At 34.8% G+C, this 19,650-nt stretch carries 17 protein-coding genes; 5 read left to right on the top strand and 12 right to left on the bottom strand.

Annotation, left to right across the window (positions count from 1 at the left end; all coding sequences use genetic code 11):
* Positions 1-17 precede the first annotated feature (17 nt).
* From BKM63_RS19745 to BKM63_RS19725, 5 genes are all read right to left on the bottom strand, one after another.
* Positions 18-2,195 carry a TonB-dependent receptor gene (locus tag BKM63_RS19745; protein ID WP_242661194.1) on the bottom strand — a complete coding sequence of 726 codons (2,178 nt, stop codon included), beginning with the start codon at positions 2,193-2,195 and terminating at the stop codon, positions 18-20.
* Between the two features lie 393 nt (positions 2,196-2,588).
* Complete coding sequence (locus BKM63_RS19740) at positions 2,589-3,581, bottom strand: FAD:protein FMN transferase (protein ID WP_071638297.1); 993 nt, start codon at positions 3,579-3,581, stop codon at positions 2,589-2,591.
* A gap of 171 nt (positions 3,582-3,752) precedes the next feature.
* The gene (locus BKM63_RS19735) at positions 3,753-5,936 is read right to left on the bottom strand and encodes a PepSY domain-containing protein (RefSeq protein ID WP_071638296.1); all 2,184 of its coding nucleotides are present in this window, start codon (positions 5,934-5,936) and stop codon (positions 3,753-3,755) included.
* A gap of 124 nt (positions 5,937-6,060) precedes the next feature.
* Positions 6,061-6,543: a DUF2271 domain-containing protein gene (locus BKM63_RS19730; RefSeq protein ID WP_071638295.1), complete on the bottom strand. Its 483-nt coding sequence runs from the start codon at positions 6,541-6,543 to the stop codon at positions 6,061-6,063.
* Between the two features lie 49 nt (positions 6,544-6,592).
* Entirely contained in the window at positions 6,593-8,083 is a 1,491-nt protein-coding gene (locus BKM63_RS19725) for an ankyrin repeat domain-containing protein (RefSeq protein WP_071638294.1), read from the bottom strand.
* 737 nt (positions 8,084-8,820) lie between these two features.
* On the opposite strand from BKM63_RS19725, the gene BKM63_RS19715 reads away from it, so the two are divergent.
* Complete coding sequence (locus BKM63_RS19715; RefSeq protein ID WP_071638292.1) at positions 8,821-9,795, top strand: ribonucleotide-diphosphate reductase subunit beta; 975 nt, start codon at positions 8,821-8,823, stop codon at positions 9,793-9,795.
* 11 nt (positions 9,796-9,806) lie between these two features.
* Entirely contained in the window at positions 9,807-11,504 is a 1,698-nt protein-coding gene (locus tag BKM63_RS19710) for a ribonucleoside-diphosphate reductase subunit alpha (RefSeq protein ID WP_071638291.1), read from the top strand.
* A gap of 234 nt (positions 11,505-11,738) precedes the next feature.
* Here BKM63_RS19710 and BKM63_RS19705 read toward each other — a convergent pair whose 3' ends face one another.
* Both BKM63_RS19705 and ribB read right to left on the bottom strand, forming a co-directional pair.
* A complete protein-coding gene (locus BKM63_RS19705; protein WP_207539283.1) occupies positions 11,739-12,311 on the bottom strand; it encodes a Crp/Fnr family transcriptional regulator in 573 nt (190 codons plus the stop codon).
* A 3-nt stretch (positions 12,312-12,314) separates the two neighbouring features.
* The gene (ribB, locus tag BKM63_RS19700) at positions 12,315-12,977 is read right to left on the bottom strand and encodes a 3,4-dihydroxy-2-butanone-4-phosphate synthase (protein ID WP_071638290.1); all 663 of its coding nucleotides are present in this window, start codon (positions 12,975-12,977) and stop codon (positions 12,315-12,317) included.
* A gap of 176 nt (positions 12,978-13,153) precedes the next feature.
* Between ribB and BKM63_RS19695 the strand changes: the two genes are divergently transcribed.
* Complete coding sequence (locus BKM63_RS19695; protein WP_071638289.1) at positions 13,154-14,755, top strand: Na+/H+ antiporter; 1,602 nt, start codon at positions 13,154-13,156, stop codon at positions 14,753-14,755.
* A gap of 37 nt (positions 14,756-14,792) precedes the next feature.
* Here the strand turns inward: BKM63_RS19695 and BKM63_RS19690 are convergent, their stop codons facing one another.
* Positions 14,793-15,449 (bottom strand): DUF6766 family protein, encoded by a 657-nt coding sequence (locus BKM63_RS19690; protein WP_071638288.1) that lies wholly within the window; start codon positions 15,447-15,449, stop codon positions 14,793-14,795.
* A gap of 210 nt (positions 15,450-15,659) precedes the next feature.
* On the opposite strand from BKM63_RS19690, the gene BKM63_RS19685 reads away from it, so the two are divergent.
* Together BKM63_RS19685 and BKM63_RS19680 are read left to right on the top strand one after the other, a co-directional pair.
* A complete protein-coding gene (locus tag BKM63_RS19685) occupies positions 15,660-15,866 on the top strand; it encodes a hypothetical protein (RefSeq protein WP_071638287.1) in 207 nt (68 codons plus the stop codon).
* A gap of 118 nt (positions 15,867-15,984) precedes the next feature.
* Positions 15,985-16,176, top strand: a complete 192-nt coding sequence (locus BKM63_RS19680) for a hypothetical protein (protein ID WP_071638286.1) — start codon at positions 15,985-15,987, stop codon at positions 16,174-16,176.
* Positions 16,177-16,217: 41 nt separating this feature from the next.
* Here the strand turns inward: BKM63_RS19680 and BKM63_RS19675 are convergent, their stop codons facing one another.
* Genes BKM63_RS19675 through BKM63_RS19660 form a run of 4 tightly spaced genes read right to left on the bottom strand, consistent with a single transcriptional unit; the run spans position 16,218 to position 19,650 of the window.
* The gene (locus BKM63_RS19675; RefSeq protein WP_071638285.1) at positions 16,218-16,664 is read right to left on the bottom strand and encodes a CopD family protein; all 447 of its coding nucleotides are present in this window, start codon (positions 16,662-16,664) and stop codon (positions 16,218-16,220) included.
* A gap of 38 nt (positions 16,665-16,702) precedes the next feature.
* Positions 16,703-17,437 (bottom strand): anaerobic ribonucleoside-triphosphate reductase activating protein, encoded by a 735-nt coding sequence (locus BKM63_RS19670; protein WP_242661193.1) that lies wholly within the window; start codon positions 17,435-17,437, stop codon positions 16,703-16,705.
* Positions 17,379-17,546 carry an anaerobic ribonucleoside-triphosphate reductase gene (gene nrdD / locus BKM63_RS24080; RefSeq protein WP_071638284.1) on the bottom strand — a complete coding sequence of 56 codons (168 nt, stop codon included), beginning with the start codon at positions 17,544-17,546 and terminating at the stop codon, positions 17,379-17,381. The genes BKM63_RS19670 and nrdD overlap by 59 nt, the downstream gene beginning before the upstream one ends.
* Complete coding sequence (locus BKM63_RS19660) at positions 17,527-19,650, bottom strand: ribonucleoside triphosphate reductase (RefSeq protein ID WP_071638283.1); 2,124 nt, start codon at positions 19,648-19,650, stop codon at positions 17,527-17,529. Before BKM63_RS19660 ends, nrdD begins: the two co-directional genes overlap by 20 nt.

The following is a 19,650-nucleotide window of genomic DNA, read 5'->3' as shown; positions in this document are numbered from 1 at the left end:
AAAAATTAATTAGTTACTTAAAATTTATTGATTGTATAGTTTATTTTAAAGTAGAAACCTCTTCCGGGTTTTTGAACAGCAAAATTGTCGTAAACCTGCACATTAGTAATATTTTTGGCATCAAAACTCGCTGTGATTCTTTTATTTGGAAAAGTATAAGTTACGCCAAGGTCTTGCGGAAATTGAGTAGGAGTTTTGTCATTTTCAAGTTCCAGCCAGGTGGTATAAAATGAACCTACATAACCCACATTGTAATAAAGATTCAACTCTGAGTTTTTCTGTATCACATCTTTAAAATTATATTGTGCATTTCCATTTACAGTGAAGAAAGGTTCATTTGGTAATTGTTTATTATAATTATCAAGTATTTGTCCTTTGTCATCATATTTAGTTTTGAAAAGGGAATTAAACTTCGACATATTCATGGATATGAATAATCGGTTATTGTGTGAGTATTCTGCGGAAGCTTCGTAACCAACTGATTGTGCTGTACCTAAATTTACAGATGGAGAGGTCTGTAAAGCTTCGTTGACACGATTACTAAATTCGCGTATAATTTTATCTTTAGAATTTCTCCAAAAACCAGATCCATTAAAACTAAATTTATGATCATTGATCTTATAAGGACCAAATCGTAAGCCTACGTTTAGATTGTTACTCTGTTCCGGCTTTAGGGAAGCATTTGGTGTTTGGTTTTCACCGGGATTACCAAATATTTCGTTTTCTGATGGAAGTCTTATGGCTTTTTCTGCAGATAAAGTAAACATCAGTTTTGGAATAATAAAGTAAGATGCCGCCAGTCCGTAACCGTAAAATGTAGTATTGTTTTTTTCTAATTTTTCCTCAATGGTTGTCTGTCCGCCTGCAGTGGTCAATAATGGTGTTCTTTGTTCTGTTTTTTGATTATATCGTTTTCCAAATAAATTGGTTCTTAATCTCGAATTAAAAGCTTCAAGTTCATATGCAAGTGACAGAATATTTTTTTGCAGATCACGTTTTTGCTGAAAGTTTCGTTCCAGCTGTGATTTCTTTTCGTCATAATCATCTCTGTCAAAAGAATAAAGCATACTGCTGAACACAAATTTATGATTCTCATTCAGTGTGTAATTTAAGCCTCCTCTTGTGCTGAATATTTTATTGTTTAGATGCAGAATTGTTGCAGGTCCCTGCTGTGCACCTGTGCTTGATAAAATTGGTTCTCCATGGAGTCCAAGGGCTTTTTCACCAAACCAGTTATAATTGTATTTAACCGTATCATTAAGCACTTCGTTTCTTTGGCTGAAAACAGAATTTACTGTAAACTCTAATCCTTTTACAATGAAGTCTTTTTTGCTGTAGTTTATGCTGATTACTTTCGCATCAGACTCTGTAAACCTTCCTTTGTAAGGTCTTGACATTGCCTGGCCATGCTGAATTTCGTTATAATCATCAGAGGCATTAAAACCAATTAAGAAAGTATCTGCCCAGTTTACATCTGTAAAACCGGCCTCAATTCTGCCTCCGTAAGAGCGGTAAGCATCCTCAAAGCGTTTTGCTTTTATGAATGTTTTTTGTCCGTTTGGTAAAATATTATAGGCAAATTTTCCCCAAATTTCATAATCGTTGTCAGAGTAATTATAAAACCCGGAACCCTTTATAGTGAAACCATTTTTATCTCGGTAAGTGGTGTTAAAATTAGATTGAAATGTATTGAACGATCCGTAAGATGCTGATGCATTTAAAGTGTTTTTAGCACCTTTTTTTAAAATTACATTAATAGCACCGCCTAAAGCATCATCTGCTAAATGAGCGGGAATTACGCCTTTGTAAACTTCGATTCTTTCAATTAATGCGGGTGGAATGCTGTTTAAACTAAAAGAAGAACCATAAGTTGAAATCGGGATTCCGTCTATGAAAATTCGGATTGAATTTCCGGTCATTCCGTTTAAATTGTAATTTACGCTTGAGCCTAATCCGCCGTTTTGTCTCACGCGAACCCCAACCGACTGGCTTAATAAATCATTAGTTTGAATATTTCTTTTTGCAGCTTCCTGAGTTTCTATCACATTTACAGAAAAGCCTTTTTCTATGATTTCTTTTTTGACCGACTTTTTTTGAATCAGGACTTCATTAAGAATTTTCGGGTCTGTTTTTTCTCCGGTTTGAGACCATCCGGAAATTGTGAATATGAAAAGGAGAAAGTAAAAAAATCTCATAGTAAGTTTACCTATTATTGTGACAGCAAACTTATGGTATTATTTAAATTTGATCTAAATAAAGCAATTAGAAGATTATTAAATTTACATTAGAAATTTTAATGTTGGGATTTTTTTAACCATATAAGTGATATAAGTTAATTGAAGTTTTTGGCCTTCCGAGATTAAAAGTTTATTTTAGAAAATTAGCAAATTTTTGCTAAAGCCTTTTGTTTTGGATATTTAAAAACTCCAGATAAAGCTAGAGACTATTAACTACATTTCTAAAAAACACGTTTCCTGTGATCGAAATTAAAGGCTATGTAATTATGATCTCGAGTTAGTTCGCAACCCAAAACCCAAAACCCAAAACCCAAAACCCAAACTCACATCTCACAATTCACATCTCACAATTCACAGCTTATAAGAAAAATTCTTAGACTTAATCACTTTTCCGTTATCTGTAATCACTACGCAGCTGTAATCTGGGAATTTTTGAAGTAAAAGCAAACCTTCGGCTTTCCCCAAAACCATCATCGAAGTACTCAATCCATTTGCGGTTTCGGCATTTGGGCCAAAAACAGTTACACTGCACAAACCTGCTGCGGGATATCCGGTTGCGGGATTTATAATATGAGAATATCGTTTTCCGTTAAAAACAACAAATTTTTCATAACTGCCGGAAGTAGTGACAGCACCAGAATTTAAGGGAACTACAGCCAAAACTTTTTCAGGCTTAAACGGATTCGTGATCCCGATTTTCCAGTCTTGTCCGTTGGTTTGTTTTCCCCAGGTACTCATATCTCCTGAACCGTTTATGATTCCGGCCTGAACGCCCTTTGCGATCATCATTGTTCGGCATTTATCGGTGGCATAGCCTTCACCCAAAGCGCCAAAACCAATTTTCATACCGCTTAATTTCAAGAAAATAGTCGATTGAACGCTGTCGAGAATTATATTTTTATATCCAACTTTCTCAACCGATTTTTTTATGGCTTCCGCCGAAGGCATTTCAGTCATCGATCCATCAAATTTCCAGATTCGGTCCATTGCAGCGAAACTTACATCAAATCCGCCGTTTGTTATTTCCGATAATTTAATGGCTCTTTGAGTCAGTTCAAAAACTTCGCGATCGACTTTAATGGGTTTTATTCCCGCATTTTGATTGACCTGAGAAACTTGAGAATCCGGTTTCCAGTCGGAAATTAGATTTTCAATTCGGGTAATTTCGGTAATTATTTCGTTTATATTTTGTTCGGCAGTTAAAGAGTCTTTGGCCACAATACTGATGTCAAAACGACCTCCCATCAACAATGTAGTCCTTTTTCGTAATACTTGTGCATTGCTCGAAAAGCTGCATGTTATTACAAATAGAAATAAAAATTTATATGAAAATAATTTATGCATAAATTTAAACATATGTCGCCCCGATGGGCTTTTGCTTTTGAACGAATTTAATTGTCTATAAATATTTAATCCCTCTGGGATTTACTTAATCTAAAAATCAAATATCTAAATTCCAAAATCAAACATTAACAACCAACAACCAACAATTAACCATCAACCATCAACAATTATCTAATAGCAATCTGTTAATAATTGACCATTTTCTTTGTATTCTGAAAGGCTTTTAGTTCCATTTGCCAGGCACAATTCATTCAGAATAATTTCAACATCTTTTTGCATGGCAAGCGAACCGCATATCATGATTACACCGCCTTGTTTCAATAAATCAACAAAAAATGCAGTATCTCTTTTTATCAAATCCATCACATAAATTTGCTGTCCTTCCCGCGATAAGGCTACGTGAAAATGATCTAAATGCTCTTTTTGAATCATTACTTTTGCAAACTTTTTGTAGGCTAAAAGTGTTGGAGTTTCCATTCTAAAACCGCTGTAAAGTTGAATTTCTTTTTTGGTTTTATTTTGTTCAATCATTCCAAGGAAAGGAGCAATTCCGGTTCCGTTTGAAATAAAAGCAATTTTAGGCGCTTTAGCAGGAAAATGAAAAGCTTTGTTATTAATAATTCTGGCTTTGATCGTATTTCCAACTTCCAGGTTATTTAAAAATTCGGAACCTAATCCGTTTGGATGCAGTTTTACAACTAATTGTACATTTCCGGAATGATTTCCAATAGAGTAGAGGCGCTCTCGGGAATCATTGGCAGGATAAATGGCCAATAAATCACCAGAGGCAAATTTTGTTCTGCTGTTAGCTCGCAAAGTCAATATAAAAGTATGCTCAGTTTCAGAAATTGGAGTTTTGTCTAAAACCATCAATTTCTGTAATCCTTTCGGAACATGATTGTATAAAGATGGAGTAGAGACTAACGGGATTTCAGTTTTTGTACTCCATAATTTAACCCATTCTACAAATTCAACTGCCGATTTATCGTTTACTGTTTGTAAATCTAAAAAGCGTTCTGCCCAGTTTTGAGAAGCTAAAAGCGCGTCGATTTCTATGGCAAACTGACAGAAATCAGGATATGATTGAGAACCAAAACCCACGACTGAGAATTTAATTTTATGTCCCTGATTTTGTTTTTGTAAAAGTGCTTTGAATTTTTTTGCATTAGATGGCGGGTCGCCCAGACCATGTGTAGAAGAAAATACAATTATATGCTCTGCTTTCGGATAAACTGAAAAACTATTTAATTCGGTTATAAAAGCTTTTTTACCATGACCGATCAATTGTTTCTGAATTGAATTGGCAAATCTAAAACTGCTTCCGTTTTCAGAACCAACCAATAGAATATAATTACTTTCGTTTGCTTTGAATTTATTTTTAATTCGGCTTGATCTTCGTTTTAAAGTAATCGCAAAACCGGAATAAATAAAGAAAAGAATATTCAGGCATGCAATGGCTGCAATTACCGCCCAGATTGCATTAATTCTTCCGGTATGAAGGTCAAGGCTTAAAGCGGATAATTGAACGGTAAACGGCGAACGTTTTTCTGAAAGTAAAGTGCCGTCAACCTGGTTTACTTCAACTTCACGGTCTTTAAGTTCTATGATGTAATATTCTTCGGGATCATCGGTAAAGGGAAATTCGATTTTTTTTACGTCAGAAAGAAGAGTGGTTTTAAAGATCGAAGTTTTTTTGGCTTCCGCCGAAAGTTCGGTTTTTACAGGTTTTGTTTTTTCTTCACCCATAAAAAAGTTGAATCGCTCGAGAGACAAATAAGTTCCGGTCAGCGCAATAATAAAAATAGGAATCAGTGCTAATCTTCCGAAAACGACATGATAATATTGGGCAAAATATTCTTTGATTACTTTTGAAAAGAAATTACGAATGCCTCTTTGTCTTTTTAAAACAAGCACAAATCCTGAAATAGAAATCAGTAATAAACAAAAAGAAATTACGCCTACAAAAAATCGTCCGGTTTCATGAAGAAACAACGAGCGGTGAAAACCCGTAACCCATTTAATAAATTCGCTTTTTTTAGCTGGAGTTCCTAAGGTTTTCCCCGTTTTGGGATCAATATACGCATTGACATCATTTCCGTCTTTATCAACGCCCTGAAGCGTAACAAACTGATTATAATCAACGCTTAATTCTGTAATTTCAGAGTACTCTTTTTTTAATATTGGCAGTGTTTCTCCCAGCGTTATTATATCAAAATTGGATGCTTTGTACGGAAGTGTTTTTTCCTGTACTGCGTCGACCGCCAGAATGGTTCCGGTTACCGAAGCTAAAAGCAAAAATATCGAAGAAAATAAGGCCAGAGCCAGGTGCGCGTAACGCCAGAAAGAAAGAGTCATGGAGTGTATTCTAGTAATGTAATAAAATATTTAAAGCTTTGTCAAGGTTTTTACAACTTTGACAAAGCTCGGATTTTAAGTTTAAGCAGAAAAATAATTCATGCTTATGTAGGTTAATATAAGATTATATTTTATTCAGTCTTACATATTTAATGTAACCTTTTCCATCTGTTTTATCAGCAAGACCTTCAGTTGTAAGCGGAATTTCAAGATCGCTCACGTAATATTTTTGATCCTCAACTGCAGATTCGAAACGTAATTTATAACCTTTGTTTATTTTAGAATTTTCAATTTCTATGGTTGTTACGCTGCGGTCGCCTCCTGTAACAGAAGCTCCTGTTTTAGCGCTGATATCTTCTGTTTTTTGAGTCTGAAATTTGTTCCATTCCTTTAATGATTTGTACCATTTTTTATCATCGCCCATTACATAAAGCGTTTTTTCGTATGCGCCTGTTGGGTTTATAAGCGAAACTACGATGTAAGCACCTTCTCCCATATAATTATTCATTTGCAGCATACATTTGTATTTGCTCGATTGTGCATTTGACTGAAAGGAAACAAGACAGATAAGAGCACTGGTAAGTGCAATTTTAAATATAGATTTCATATATTTTTTAATTGGAATTTTAAATTTTAAATTTTTGATTTTTAAATTTTTATTTTAAAAATTCAACCGATATATTATTTTTTGTAAGCAGTTCATTTTCTTTTGCTAAGGCATAAGCACTTTCGTCAAATTCAGTTTTAACCTCTTTTTTAGCGCCTGCATCGATCAGGTATTTTAAGATTGAATCATCTTTAGCAGTCATTGCTGCTCTGTGCAAAGCTGTTAAACCGTCTTTGTTTTTTGCATTTATATCAACTTTTAAATCAGTGATTTTTTTAAGAAGCGAAACGTCATTTTTTGTAATCGCCAAGTGATACAATGTGTTTCCGTCTTTTTGTGGAGCGGCTAAATTTAAACCTTTCTCCTGAAGTAATTTTGCTTTGGCATCAAAAGGATCAACAGCTTCTTTCTCTCTTCCGGCAGGACGATAAGATTGTACCAGATACACTCCCAGGTTATTTCCGTCTTTATCTTTTACGTTTACATCAGCACCTTTACTTAAAAGCAAGCTTACAGCCTGAGGAGTGCCAGATCTCACAGCATTTGTTAAAGCTGATTCTCCCTTTGTATTTTGGGCATTGATATTTTTAGATAATGGAAGTAAAATCTCCAAAACTGCATTATCTCTTGCCGAAGCTGCAATCATTAAAGGCGTGTTTCCATCTTTATCAGCTTTGTTTGCATCAGCACCTTTACTTAAAAAATACTTCACAATTTCAGCCTGATTTGGTTTTCCTGCTAAAAAGTGCAATACATTTTGTCCAGCTTTGTTTTGTGCATTTGGTTTTAGTTTTACTTCTTCAACCAAATATTTATATGTTTCTATAGTATTGGTTTCTCTGCGGCTTCCCTGTGCAGCAGTAAAAAGTGCGCCGTCAGTTGGTTTTATTCCTTTTTCTAAAAGTTTCTTTAAAAGTGCAATATTTCCAGATCGTGCAGCGTATGTAAAAGCAGTATTTCCGTCGTTATCTACATCTTTAAGTGACATTCCTTTTGTGGCAAAATAATCGGCCGCTTTTAAATCTTTATCAGAAGCAATAGCTAAAAGAAGTAAGTTCGCACCGTTTGCATATTTTTTCTTCGGATCAATTCCGGCTTTAAAAAAAGCATCATACAAAGCTGGGTTTGATTGTCCGTTTGCTGCTGCAAAATCAACGGGAGTAGTACCATGGCTGTCTTCAAAATTTACGTCAGAGCCTTTTGAAATTAGATATTCTACTAATTCAGTATTGCCTCTGTAAGCAGCCCAGTGTAAATAGATACGATTATCGTGTGTTAATTTTGTAATTGAATTTCCAGGCTGGTCTATTAAGAATTTGATAGTTGCAGCTGGTGCATCATTATTAATTGCCAGTGTAGTAACATCAAAGGCATTTGCATTGGCTTCGGCCGGATTGTTTCCTTTTGCTATTTCTGCTTTAACAAGAGCAACATCAGGAGAAGTTTTCCAAAAAGATTGTTCTAAAAGCGTATTTTTTTGCTGTGCGCTTACAAATAGAGTAGCGGCTAATGCTAAAGAAATAAAAAGATTCTTTTTCATATTTTACTATGTTGTTTATTGGAGTTTGCTATTCAAATAGTATAGATATATTTAAAGTCTATTTAGAATAAATCAAAATAATGGCAAATGTAAAGATTTATATTTTTATATCAACTTATATTGTCTGTAAAAGTTTAATTCTAATGATTTTTTAATCTATATACTGGTTTACAATTATCTATCTGTTTACTATAACGATTTCCTGAAATTGTAAGATTTTCATTTTGAATTTTGGTTTAGTAAGTGTTTAATGTTTTATCTTGTATAATGATTTAAAATGTTAAAAATTAGCTTTTTAGGTTTTTATGAGCTAAAACATTTTGGAAATTCGGATTCATATTTTCTTACGAGAGAAAAAAGGTTTTTGAGACGAAAATGATCTTTGAAATTAACCCAAATTTTGGCAAAAAACAGCAAAATTTAAAACTTGTCTGTTGATAACTGTTTTTTTATTCGGAGCAATATTTTCATTTTTTTTGTTGACAACTCTATTTAGATTTAGTATAAATAACTGATAATTGGGCAAGTACGAAAAATTATGAGCCTGTTGATAAAATGTTTTTTTGATGGTTTTCGATCTCACTTTTCACTGTTGATAATTGCTCGGATTTTTAACATCAAACTCTAGTCAAAAGAAGATTCGTGGGTTAATTTTGTAAATATAGAAAAACGCAGTTCCCAACCCCAAATCCTGTTTCTTTTCTATTCTAAATTAGTCACCATTAAATACTATATATATGTCTATATTTGATAAGAGAGTCAATTATAAACCTTTTGAATACCCGGAGGTTTTACAATTTACAGAAGCGATAAATAAAGCGTATTGGGTTCATACAGAAGTCGATTTCACTGCTGATACTCAGGATTTTCATGCTCATTTAACTTTGGCTGAAAAAACAGCAGTTAAGAATAGTTTACTAGCAATTGCACAAATAGAGGTAGCTGTAAAAAGCTTTTGGGGAAATATCTACGAACACTTTCCGAAACCTGAGTTTAATGGGTTGGGAAGTACTTTTGCAGAGTGCGAATTCAGGCACTCTGAGGCCTATTCACGTCTTCTTGAAGTGTTGGGCTATAATGATGAATTTGAAAAACTTCTTGACGTTCCGGTGATCCGTAAACGTGTCGAATATCTTTCGGAGGTTTTAAAAGATACGCGTTCTCAGGATAACCGTAAATATATGGTTTCGCTTATTTTATTTAGTATTCTAATCGAGAATGTGTCACTTTTCAGCCAGTTTGCCATTTTGCTTTCGTTTACCCGATTTAAAGGTTACATGAAAAATGTGAGCAACATTATTGCCTGGACATCAATCGACGAACAGATTCACGCTAACGGCGGTATTTACATCATCAATAAAATCAGAGAAGAATTCCCGGATTATTTTGATGAAGAAACATTAACGCTTGTTAGAGAAACGGTTAAGAGTTCTATCGAAGTGGAATCAGACATATTAGACTGGATATTTGAAGAAGGTGAAATTGAAAGTATTAAAAAAGGTGATTTAGTGAACTTTATGAAATTTAGAATTGACGAGAGCCTGAAACAAATTAATATTCCAACCATATTTGATGTAAAAGTCGAAGATTATAAAGCACTGGCCTGGTTTGAAGAAGAAGTTTTTGCTAACAGTTTAGACGATTTCTTTGCAAAACGTCCTGTAGAATATACAAAACATGATAAAAGCATCACAGCAAACGACCTTTTCTAAAAGACAATAATATGAATACAATAGATACAAATGAAGTAAATAGTCTTCCGCAAAATGAAACAGGGACCAAAATGTGGTGGAAGAACTCTGAAAGTGAACAAATTTTAAATCGCGGTTATCTTTTAAAAGGTGAAACTGTAGAAGGGGCAATTGACAGAATATGTACCGCTGCAGCAAAAAGATTATACAAACCGGAATTAAAAGAATCTTTTGTAGAAATGATCGAACGCGGCTGGATGAGTATCAGTTCGCCGGTTTGGGCCAATATGGGAACCGAAAGAGGTTTGCCAATTTCTTGTTTCAACGTACACGTTCCGGATAAAATTGAAGGAATTACACATAAATTGGGCGAAGTAATTATGCAGACTAAAATAGGCGGTGGAACATCTGGCTATTTTGGGGAATTACGTGAGCGCGGAAGTGCCGTAACCGATAACGGAAAAAGCAGCGGAGCCGTAAGTTTTATGAAACTATTTGATACGGCTATGGATACGATTTCGCAGGGTGGTGTGCGTCGCGGTGCATTTGCCGCTTATTTGGATATTGACCATCCGGATATTGAGGAATTCCTTAAAATTAAAAGCATTGGTAATCCAATTCAGAATTTATTTACCGGAATTTGTGTTCCAGATTATTGGATGCAGGAAATGATTGACGGAGATGCCGACAAAAGACAAATTTGGGCCAAAGTTTTAGAAAGCCGTCAGCAGAAAGGACTTCCTTATATTTTCTTCAGCGATAATGTGAATAAAAGCAAACCGCAAGTTTATAAAGATAAAAACCTGCGTATTAATGCAAGTAATTTGTGCAGTGAAATTATGCTTCCGTCGAGTCAGGACGAATCGTTTATTTGCTGTTTATCATCAATGAATTTGGAGCTTTATGAAGAATGGAAAGATACAGAAGCAGTTAAATTAGCGATCTTTTTCCTGGATGCTGTATTGCAGGAATTCATCGAAAAAACAGAAGGCAACTATTATCTTTCGGCAGCCAATAAATTTGCTAAAAGACACCGTGCATTAGGTTTAGGTGTTTTAGGATGGCATTCTTATCTGCAGAAAAATATGATTCCGTTTGAAGGAATGGAAGCTAAAATGAAAACAACAGAAATTTTCAAACATATAAGTGATAAAGCTGATAAAGCAACTCAGGAACTGGCCAGAATTTATGGCGAACCAGAATTGCTGAAAGGATACGGAAAACGCAATACCACAACAATGGCAATTGCTCCAACAACTTCATCGTCGGCAATTTTAGGACAAACTTCTCCGGGAATCGAGCCTTTTAGCAGTAATTACTATAAAGCGGGTTTAAGTAAAGGTAATTTTATGCGTAAAAATAAATACCTAAAAGCATTATTAGAAAAAAAAGGTCTTGATAACGAAGAAGTCTGGAGAGAAATTATGCTGAACGGAGGAAGTGTACAGCACATGTCGCAGCTTTCGCAGACTGAAAAAGATGTTTTTAAAACCTTTAAAGAAATCAGTCAGCTTGAAATTGTACAGCAGGCAGCGATCCGCCAGAAATTTGTAGATCAGGGACAAAGTCTGAACCTTAATATTCCGGCAGAACTGCCAATTAAGGAGGTAAACCGTTTAATGATCGAAGCCTGGCAATTGGGCGTAAAAAGCTTGTATTACCAAAGAAGCCAAAGTGTTTCTAAAGAATTGGTAACAAGTTTAGTTACTTGCAGCAGCTGCGAATCATAAAAAATAAAAAGGCCGAATCTAAATTTAGATTCGGTTTTTTTAGTATTCTTAAGTTTACATTACAATAAGCAGTAAAAAATCTTCACAGGATTTAAAAGATGAGAAAAAATCTGCTAAATCTGCGTGAAAATTAAACACATAGAAATATAGTTTTTAGCGAAATGAAAAGAAAACAAAAAAAGAAACTAGTTTCTACACACATAATCCCGATAGCTATTTCTTGGTCTTAAAAAATCAAACTTTAGATTTTAACCTGCTCAACGTTTCCTGAGAAATATTAATGTACGACGCCACAATTTTATTTGGCAGCCGTTTTACAATCGTTGGATTAATTTTCAAAAGCTGATTGTATCTTTCCAGAGCATCCATAGTGGTAAACGACATCAGCCTATTGGCATTGTTTACATACGCTTTTTCCAAATAATTGCTGTAAAATTCACGCCATTGCGGGATTAGTCGCATCAAATGTTTAAAGTCTTCATGTGTAATGGCCAGCAATTCAGATTTTTCGATTACCTGAATATTTTCTACAGAAGGCATTTTAGTAATAAAACTGACTAAAGCTGTGGCAAACTGATTTTCAAAAGCAATATAACGAGTTGCATCTTTTCCTTCTTCATTGATAAAAAAGATTCGTACACATCCTTTTCCAACAAAAAAAGTCTGCTGGCTGGTTTCACCCTGCGACAGTAAAATATCGTTTTTGTTTTTCTTTAAAGGCTTAAAGTAGGAGAGAATTGTTTTTAAATCTTCATCAGAAACTTCAATACTTTTTTTGATGTAATTACCAAGCTGTTCGTATATCATTCTTTAGTTATAATCTCGCACGAATTTACGGTAGCAGACAATATCTTCGATAGATAAAACTACTAAATCATGCTGTTGTGCAAAGCTAATGATTTTGTCCAGTTTAGCCATACTTCCGTCTTCGTTCATCAATTCGCAGAGAACAGCTTCGGGTTGTAAACCTGCTAATTTCATTAAATCGACACTTCCTTCAGTGTGGCCGTTTCTTTCGAGAACGCCGTTGTCTCGGGAACGAAGCGGAAAAATATGTCCGGGTCTGGCTAAATCTTCGGGTTTTGCATTTTGTGCAATGGCGGTTTTAATCGTAGCTATTCTGTCAGCGGCAGAAACTCCGGTGGTTACGCCTTTTTTGGCTTCAATGGTAATAGTAAAAGGAGTTTGAAAACTGCTTGTATTTTCTTTTACCATATAGGGAAGATCAAGCTGATCTGCTTTTTCGTTAGAAAGACAAAGACAGACAATACCGCTGCATTCCCGAATCATTAAGGCCATATCGGCAACATTCATAGACTGCGCAGAAAAAATAAGATCCCCTTCATTTTCGCGGTCTTCGTCATCGGTTACTATTATTCCTTTTCCGTTTTTTAGCTGTTCTAAGGCATTTTCAACACGCTCCTGGCTTGTAACTCCAAACTGCATTAACGGACTTAATTCTGTACTTATCATTTTGCTGTTTTTATAAATAAATTTGAAACAAATCTAAACTTGTCCAGGATGAAAAAGTTTGATATAAGTCAATAAATCGAGTATTCTTTTTTTAGTGATATTCTCATTTAATTATCATAATATCTTAATTTAGCACTCACAAATTATCATCCCAATTAAATAAATACCGGCAGTAAATGGAGAATATTACAGTAATTATAATGTTACTTTTTGGCGTAGCTTTTCTTAGTTTAGTAAGCAAAAGATATAATTTTCCAATTCCAATAGTTTTAGTTCTCTGCGGTGTAATTATTAGCGTTGTCCCTGGTCTCCCGGTTATTGCGCTGAGTCCTGAAGTAGTATTTATTGTTTTTTTACCCCCTCTTTTATACCATGCGGCCTGGTACACCAGCTGGTCTGATTTCAAGCAGACTATCAGGCCTATTACTTTGGCGGCAGTTGGTTTGGTTTTCTTTACCACAACCGCGGTTGCAATTGCAGCACATATGCTTATAGATGATATTTCCTGGCCGTTAGCCTTTCTGCTGGGTGCTATTGTTTCTCCACCAGATGCGGTTTCGGCAACTTCCATAACAAAAGGTCTGGGGCTGCACCCAAGATTAATCGCCATTCTGGAAGGCGAGAGTCTCGTTAATGATGCCAGTGGTCTTGTGGCTTATAAATATGCTTTAACAGCCATTACAGCCGGAAATTTTATTTTATGGCAGGCCGGATTAAACTTTGTTTTAATGTCGACATTAGGGATCGCGATTGGTTTGGGAGTAGGTTTTGTCATGAGCTATATTCATAAAAGATTCGTGTGTGATGATATTATAGAAGTAACGCTGACATTACTGACTCCATTTTCATCTTATTTATTGGCAGAACATTTTGAAGGCTCAGGAGTTTTGGCTGTTGTAGCAACCGGATTGTATTTATCAGCACGATCAGGAACTATTTTTACTCATGAAAGCCGTATTATGACCGGAACAATCTGGAGTGTTTTAACGAATATTTTAAATGGTTTGATCTTTATTTTAATCGGATTGCAACTGAGACAAATCATAGAAGGAATCAGCAATTATTCCGGAACATCTTTGTTTATCTGGGGAGCTGTAATTAGTATTGTGGTAATTGCAGTGCGTTTTCTATGGGTTATTCCTGCTGCAGTACTGCCAAGAATAATCAGTAAAAACATTCGCTTAAAAGAAGAATTTGATTATCGCAATATGATCATCTTTGGCTGGTCGGGTATGCGGGGTGTAGTTTCTATGGCCGCAGCTTTGGCATTACCGCTTATGCTTAATAAAACCGAAGAATTTCCGCTTAGAAATCTTATCATTTATCTGGTTTTTTGCGTTATACTTTCTACTTTAGTTATTCAGGGGCTTACACTTCCGTGGATAATTAAAAAACTGAAAATCGAACGTTATTCTATTTTAGCTGAAGAGTATGATGTTCGAAATAAAATCGTTTCAGAAACCATAACGCATATCGAAGATAACTTTTCATTACTGGATGATGAATTACTGCATAACATTAAAAGTAAATATGAAGTAAAGTTTAATCGTTTACAAAAAACAGAACTTCCGGCTAATTTTTTTGGAAACGGAAAGTTATTAGGGAATGAAATTTTTAATGATTTTACCAAAATTCAAATAGATCTTTTAAATGTAGAACGTGCTAAACTCGAAAGTATGCACAAAAAAGGTTCTGTGAATGAAGAAATTTTCCGTAAAATAGAAAAAGAACTCGATCTGGAAGAAACTAGATTATGGATGGAGATGTATGAGGAATAAAATCTTTTTTAATTATTAATTTGATGCTTTCTAATCATTAATCACCGGTTTGAAAATGTGGTGCATCTACCGGTTTGGATTGTGATGAACCGATTTGGCGGAGATAAACCGACAATATTACAATAGCAAAAACCGATAAAAATTCACTCTGCCAATTTTGAAAAGATTCAAACCAAAATCTTGAATTTACTAAATAGGATGAAATCGTTTCTAGTGGTTTTCCTTCTAAAAGCAGTTTTTCATTTTCGTCTTTTAAACTTCCGTAGAAATGCATTACCAGTGAAATCAAAAATAACAGCAGCAATGCAATTGTAAGTGAATGTTTGTACAAAGCGAGAATAAAACCTCCTTTTTTAACGGCAAGAGGAGCGTTTTTTCGATTAGGATCGGGCTCCCGGTCGACTTCTTCTTTTTCATTCAGTTTTTTTGATTCTGAAGATCCTTTCTGTTTTAAGAAAATGGTGAGTACAACAAAGAGCCCCATCTGAAGAAATTCGCTTTCCCAGTTTTCAAAAGTAGATTCAATAAAATGTCCGGATACAAGATAAGAACTAAGAGTTATGATTTTTCCTCCTTCGTCTACAAGCTCTTTATTATGTTCCTCAAAACCTAAGAAAATCTGGCCTATTAAGGATCCGAAAAAAAGTACCAGAAAGCAGATACTCAAACCGTTATTGCGAAGAAAAGTTTTCATTTTGAAAAATGTTTGTACAAATTTCATAAAACGATATCGAAGCGGCTTACATAATTAACTTTTGAATTTATAGTTTTTGCATTGTTAATCAGGTTTTTGAGTAATTTCTTTGATTTTTATAAATGATACTTATAATTATGTAATGATATTGATAACCAGTAGTTTAAATTTGAAATATTAATATTAATACAAACAGAAAAAAATATAATTATGAAAACGCTATTAAAAACCAAAATTGCAATGCTGATTCTGTTAACGGGACTGGCATTTTCGTGTAAGAAGAACGATACGAACACTACTGACTCTCAAACTTACACTGATTCGACCGAAGCAATAATTGATACTGTTGGTCCGGATATCGATACGACAGCAACCGATACAGTTAGAACTATTAAAACTGATACGGTTAAAAAGTAAGTTTTAGAACTTAAGATAGTAAACCTGCAGTGTTTTTTACTGCAGGTTTTTTTTATGTGAGTAAAAATGCCTGCAGTTCTTTTTAAACACGTATTTTTGACTCAAAAATAACTAAAATATGAAATTGACTAAATTTATTAAAACTCTAACCTGCGTTGTACTTATTTTGAGTATTACAGGATGCAGTGTCCACAGTTCCTCTTCATCGTCTTCGCGATCAGGAAAAATTCCTCCTGGGCAGGCAAAAAAAATGTCAGGAAGTAAAAGTGCAAAAGCTTATGCGCCGGGACAGCAAAAAAAGAACAGATAGTATGACTTATAAACCGTAAAGATTTTACGGTTTTTTTTTGCCTACAGCCCTCCATATCTAAAAGTTGACCCTAAAATAAGCATCGTAACTCCAATTAAGGTAACTGTGATAATTAATACAGCCATTTTGTTAAGGTTATATTGATTGAGATTTGGAATAATTCGAAATTGAGCAATCAGGGCGCAAATAATGGTTAAAAAGAGCAGCAGTAACTTAATAGAAACGACTTTTTCAAAACCGCCGGAAAAGCTAAACCAAGTGCCAAGCGTAATTCCAAAATCATAAGCCATCCAAATTCCGGATACAGCAAGTGTAAGCAGTGCCGACATGCCAAGCGGTTCGAACTGTCTCTCAAATTTTAGAATAATGGAAGGATCTTTTTTTCTTAAAGCTTCGGGAAGAAAAATGATGCAGAGTGTTAAATGACCACCCACCCAAATTGTTGCCGCAATTAGATGAACTATCAAAATGAAGTGATGAAGTGCCATAATACCAACTTTTTAATTGCGATGATCTCAAATAGAGATTATAATTGTTCCCTAAAAATAACATTTATTTTTGAGGTCGAAAAATTTTCAAATCTTAATGATTTTTCTGAATATTCTAAATTACCTATGGTTGGCACATTATTTACGAAATGTTGTATATAATAATTTCCTTCATAGTTTTGAGCTTCGAGATAATTTCTCATTGCTGCTAATTCTGATCTGTTTATAAGTGCTGAATGAAGCGTAGTCCGAACTTCAAATGGAATGGAGGAATTCATTAAAAGTGTAAGACTTTCTTCAAATTCAGCAAATAGGTTAGATTGCGTAATAGTTTTAAAAGCCGCCGGGAGACTTTTAAAATCTAAAGCAGCATAGTCAATCAGTTTCTCATGTATCATTTTTTTCAGCACCCGGGGACTGGAACCGTTTGTGTCTATTTTTACATTAAATCCCAAGAGTTTTATTTGTTTTATAAAATCAAGGATATTTTTATGGATGCTGCATTCGCCTCCGCTTAAAACTACACCATCCAATAATCCTTTTCTGGATTTTAGAAAAGTAAGAACCGTTTCAAAATCAATTTTTCCTTTTCCTAAAACAATATCCGGATTATAACAATATAAACACCGCATATTACAGCCTGCAAACCAAATTATGCAGGCTGTTTTATCGGGATAATCTAATAAAGTAAATGGAGTGATGCTGTAAACTGCTTTATTCGATCCTGATTTCTTTAAAATGATTTCGCTGCTGGTGTTCGCCTTTTTTTCCAATATTAAAACTTTCTACTGGTCTGTGATAACCCATTACTCTTGTATACACTAAGCATTTACTTCTTTTCGATTCCTGTTTCTTTAGGATTTCATGTGTTTGTGTTTTCATATATCATCATTTTTTTATTGTTTTCATTTAATAAAATTTCATCGCATTTCGGACAATATTCATGTTCTCCATTAAGATAACCGTGAATAGGGCAGACGCTGAAAACCGGAGTTACGGTAATATAAGGCAGTTTAAAGCTGGTTAATACTTTTTTTACAAAGTTTTTACAGGCTTTAGGGCTGCTTATTTTTTCTCTCATATAAAGGTGAAGCACTGTGCCTCCTGTATATTTGCATTGTAATTCATCCTGCAGCAGCAGAGCTTCAAAAGGATCCTCGGTATGGTCAACAGGTATTTGAGAACTATTGGTATAATAGATGTTTTGGTCACAGCCTGCCTGAAGAATTTCAGGAAAACGTTTTTTATCTTCTTTTGCAAAACGATAAGTTGTTCCTTCTGCAGGGGTGGCTTCAAGATTATATAGATTTCCGGTTTCTTCCTGAAATTCTTTCATTCTTAATCGGATGTGATCTAGAATTTCCGATGCAAAATGAATCCCTGAATTGGCCGTAATGTCTTGTTTTCCATTCGTAAAATTAAGTATCATTTCATTCATTCCGTTTACGCCTATAGTCGAAAAATGGTTTCTAAAATGATCCAGATAGCGTTTGGTATACGGATAAAGTCCGCGGTCGTACATTTCCTGTATAAAAATTCTTTTCTTCTCTAAAGTTGATTTCGCAATTAAAAGAAGTTCATCGAGATGTTTAAATAAATCTATAATATTTCCTTTATGCAAGAATCCTAATCTGGCCATATTAATAGTTACAACGCCAATGCTCCCCGTCATTTCTGCGCTTCCAAAAAGCCCATTTCCTCGTTTTAATAATTCACGAAGATCAAGCTGTAACCTGCAGCACATACTTCGAACGGCGTTTGGTTTATAAGCATCCGGATTCTCAATTTTATTTCCTTTTTCATCAAGAAGATACTGGCTTCCAATGAAGTTTTGAAAATACGAGGATCCTATTTTAGCCGTGTTTTCAAATAACAAATCGACATTTTCTCCTTCCCAGTCAAAATCTTCTGTAATATTTACAGTTGGAATAGGGAAGGTAAAAGGCTGTCCGTTTGCATCGCCTTCGGTCATTACGGTATAATAAGCCTTGTTAATGAGGTTCATTTCCTGCTGAAAATCAGCATATTTTAAGTTTGTTAATTTTTCAATTCCTCTTTCTTTTGCTTTAGCGGCTAATTCTTTATTTTCTACATTAAGAAACAAATGGTCATTGTTTCTGGTTGGTATTTGTTCTTTAAGATCATCCGGAACAATCCAGTCTAGCGTTATATTGGTAAAAGGTGATTGTCCCCAGCGTGCAGGAACATTTAAGTTATACACAAAACTTCGAACAGCTTTTAAAATCTGATCGTAAGAAAGCTGATCCTTAAAAACATAAGGAGCGAGATAAGTATCAAAAGAACTGAATGCCTGAGCACCTGCCCATTCGCTTTGAAGAATTCCCAGGAAATTTGCCATTTGCCCTAGTGCTTCTCTAAAATGAGAAGGAGCTTTACTTTCTACACGGCCCCGAACACCATTAAAGCCTTCGTTTAACAGCACACGCAGACTCCACCCGGCACAGTATCCCGTTAAGCAGTCCAGATCGTGAATATGAATATCCCCGTTTCGATGGGCAAAACCTTCTTCTTTGTTATAAATTTTATCGAGCCAGTAATTTGCAATTATTTTGCCCGAGGTATTATTAACCAATCCGGCATTTGAGTACGAAGTATTAGCATTTGCATTGATTCGCCAGTCAGACTGATTGATGTATTCTTCTATTGTTTGCGTGCTGTTTACATAGGTTGTATCATCATTAAGACCATTTATGTGTTCTCTCTGCAGTTTACGCGTATGACGATAAATTATAAACGAGCGCATGGTTAAGAAATAACCATTCTCAAACAAAGTTCTTTCAATAATATCCTGTATTTCTTCTACTGACCATGAATACTTAGATTCTAATGCAGTACTAACAAGTTTAAAGATTTTTTTGTCGACGGGCTGACTAACGCTTTGAAAAGCTTTTTCAATTGCGTCCTTAATTTTAAAAGACTCAAAGGGTCTGTAATCTCCGTTTCTTTTGATTACATATTTTTCCAT

Source organism: Flavobacterium johnsoniae (assembly GCF_001879205.1).
GTDB lineage: Bacteria > Bacteroidota > Bacteroidia > Flavobacteriales > Flavobacteriaceae > Flavobacterium > Flavobacterium johnsoniae_A.
This window is presented reverse-complemented; position numbering and strand designations above follow the sequence as displayed.

What these genes read in the sequence shown, in the direction of transcription:
- BKM63_RS19745 (WP_242661194.1), bottom strand. Translation starts at nt 2,195, where the DNA reads ATGAGATTTTTTTACTTTCTCCTTTTCATATTCACAATTTCCGGATGG.
- BKM63_RS19740 (WP_071638297.1), bottom strand. Translation starts at nt 3,581, where the DNA reads ATGCATAAATTATTTTCATATAAATTTTTATTTCTATTTGTAATAACA.
- BKM63_RS19735 (WP_071638296.1), bottom strand. Translation starts at nt 5,936, where the DNA reads ATGACTCTTTCTTTCTGGCGTTACGCGCACCTGGCTCTGGCCTTATTT.
- BKM63_RS19730 (WP_071638295.1), bottom strand. Translation starts at nt 6,543, where the DNA reads ATGAAATCTATATTTAAAATTGCACTTACCAGTGCTCTTATCTGTCTT.
- BKM63_RS19725 (WP_071638294.1), bottom strand. Translation starts at nt 8,083, where the DNA reads ATGAAAAAGAATCTTTTTATTTCTTTAGCATTAGCCGCTACTCTATTT.
- BKM63_RS19715 (WP_071638292.1), top strand. Translation starts at nt 8,821, where the DNA reads ATGTCTATATTTGATAAGAGAGTCAATTATAAACCTTTTGAATACCCG.
- BKM63_RS19710 (WP_071638291.1), top strand. Translation starts at nt 9,807, where the DNA reads ATGAATACAATAGATACAAATGAAGTAAATAGTCTTCCGCAAAATGAA.
- BKM63_RS19705 (WP_207539283.1), bottom strand. Translation starts at nt 12,311, where the DNA reads ATGATATACGAACAGCTTGGTAATTACATCAAAAAAAGTATTGAAGTT.
- ribB (WP_071638290.1), bottom strand. Translation starts at nt 12,977, where the DNA reads ATGATAAGTACAGAATTAAGTCCGTTAATGCAGTTTGGAGTTACAAGC.
- BKM63_RS19695 (WP_071638289.1), top strand. Translation starts at nt 13,154, where the DNA reads ATGGAGAATATTACAGTAATTATAATGTTACTTTTTGGCGTAGCTTTT.
- BKM63_RS19690 (WP_071638288.1), bottom strand. Translation starts at nt 15,449, where the DNA reads ATGAAAACTTTTCTTCGCAATAACGGTTTGAGTATCTGCTTTCTGGTA.
- BKM63_RS19685 (WP_071638287.1), top strand. Translation starts at nt 15,660, where the DNA reads ATGAAAACGCTATTAAAAACCAAAATTGCAATGCTGATTCTGTTAACG.
- BKM63_RS19680 (WP_071638286.1), top strand. Translation starts at nt 15,985, where the DNA reads ATGAAATTGACTAAATTTATTAAAACTCTAACCTGCGTTGTACTTATT.
- BKM63_RS19675 (WP_071638285.1), bottom strand. Translation starts at nt 16,664, where the DNA reads ATGGCACTTCATCACTTCATTTTGATAGTTCATCTAATTGCGGCAACA.
- nrdD (WP_071638284.1), bottom strand. Translation starts at nt 17,546, where the DNA reads ATGAAAACACAAACACATGAAATCCTAAAGAAACAGGAATCGAAAAGA.
- BKM63_RS19660 (WP_071638283.1), bottom strand. Translation starts at nt 19,650, where the DNA reads ATGGAAAAATATGTAATCAAAAGAAACGGAGATTACAGACCCTTTGAG.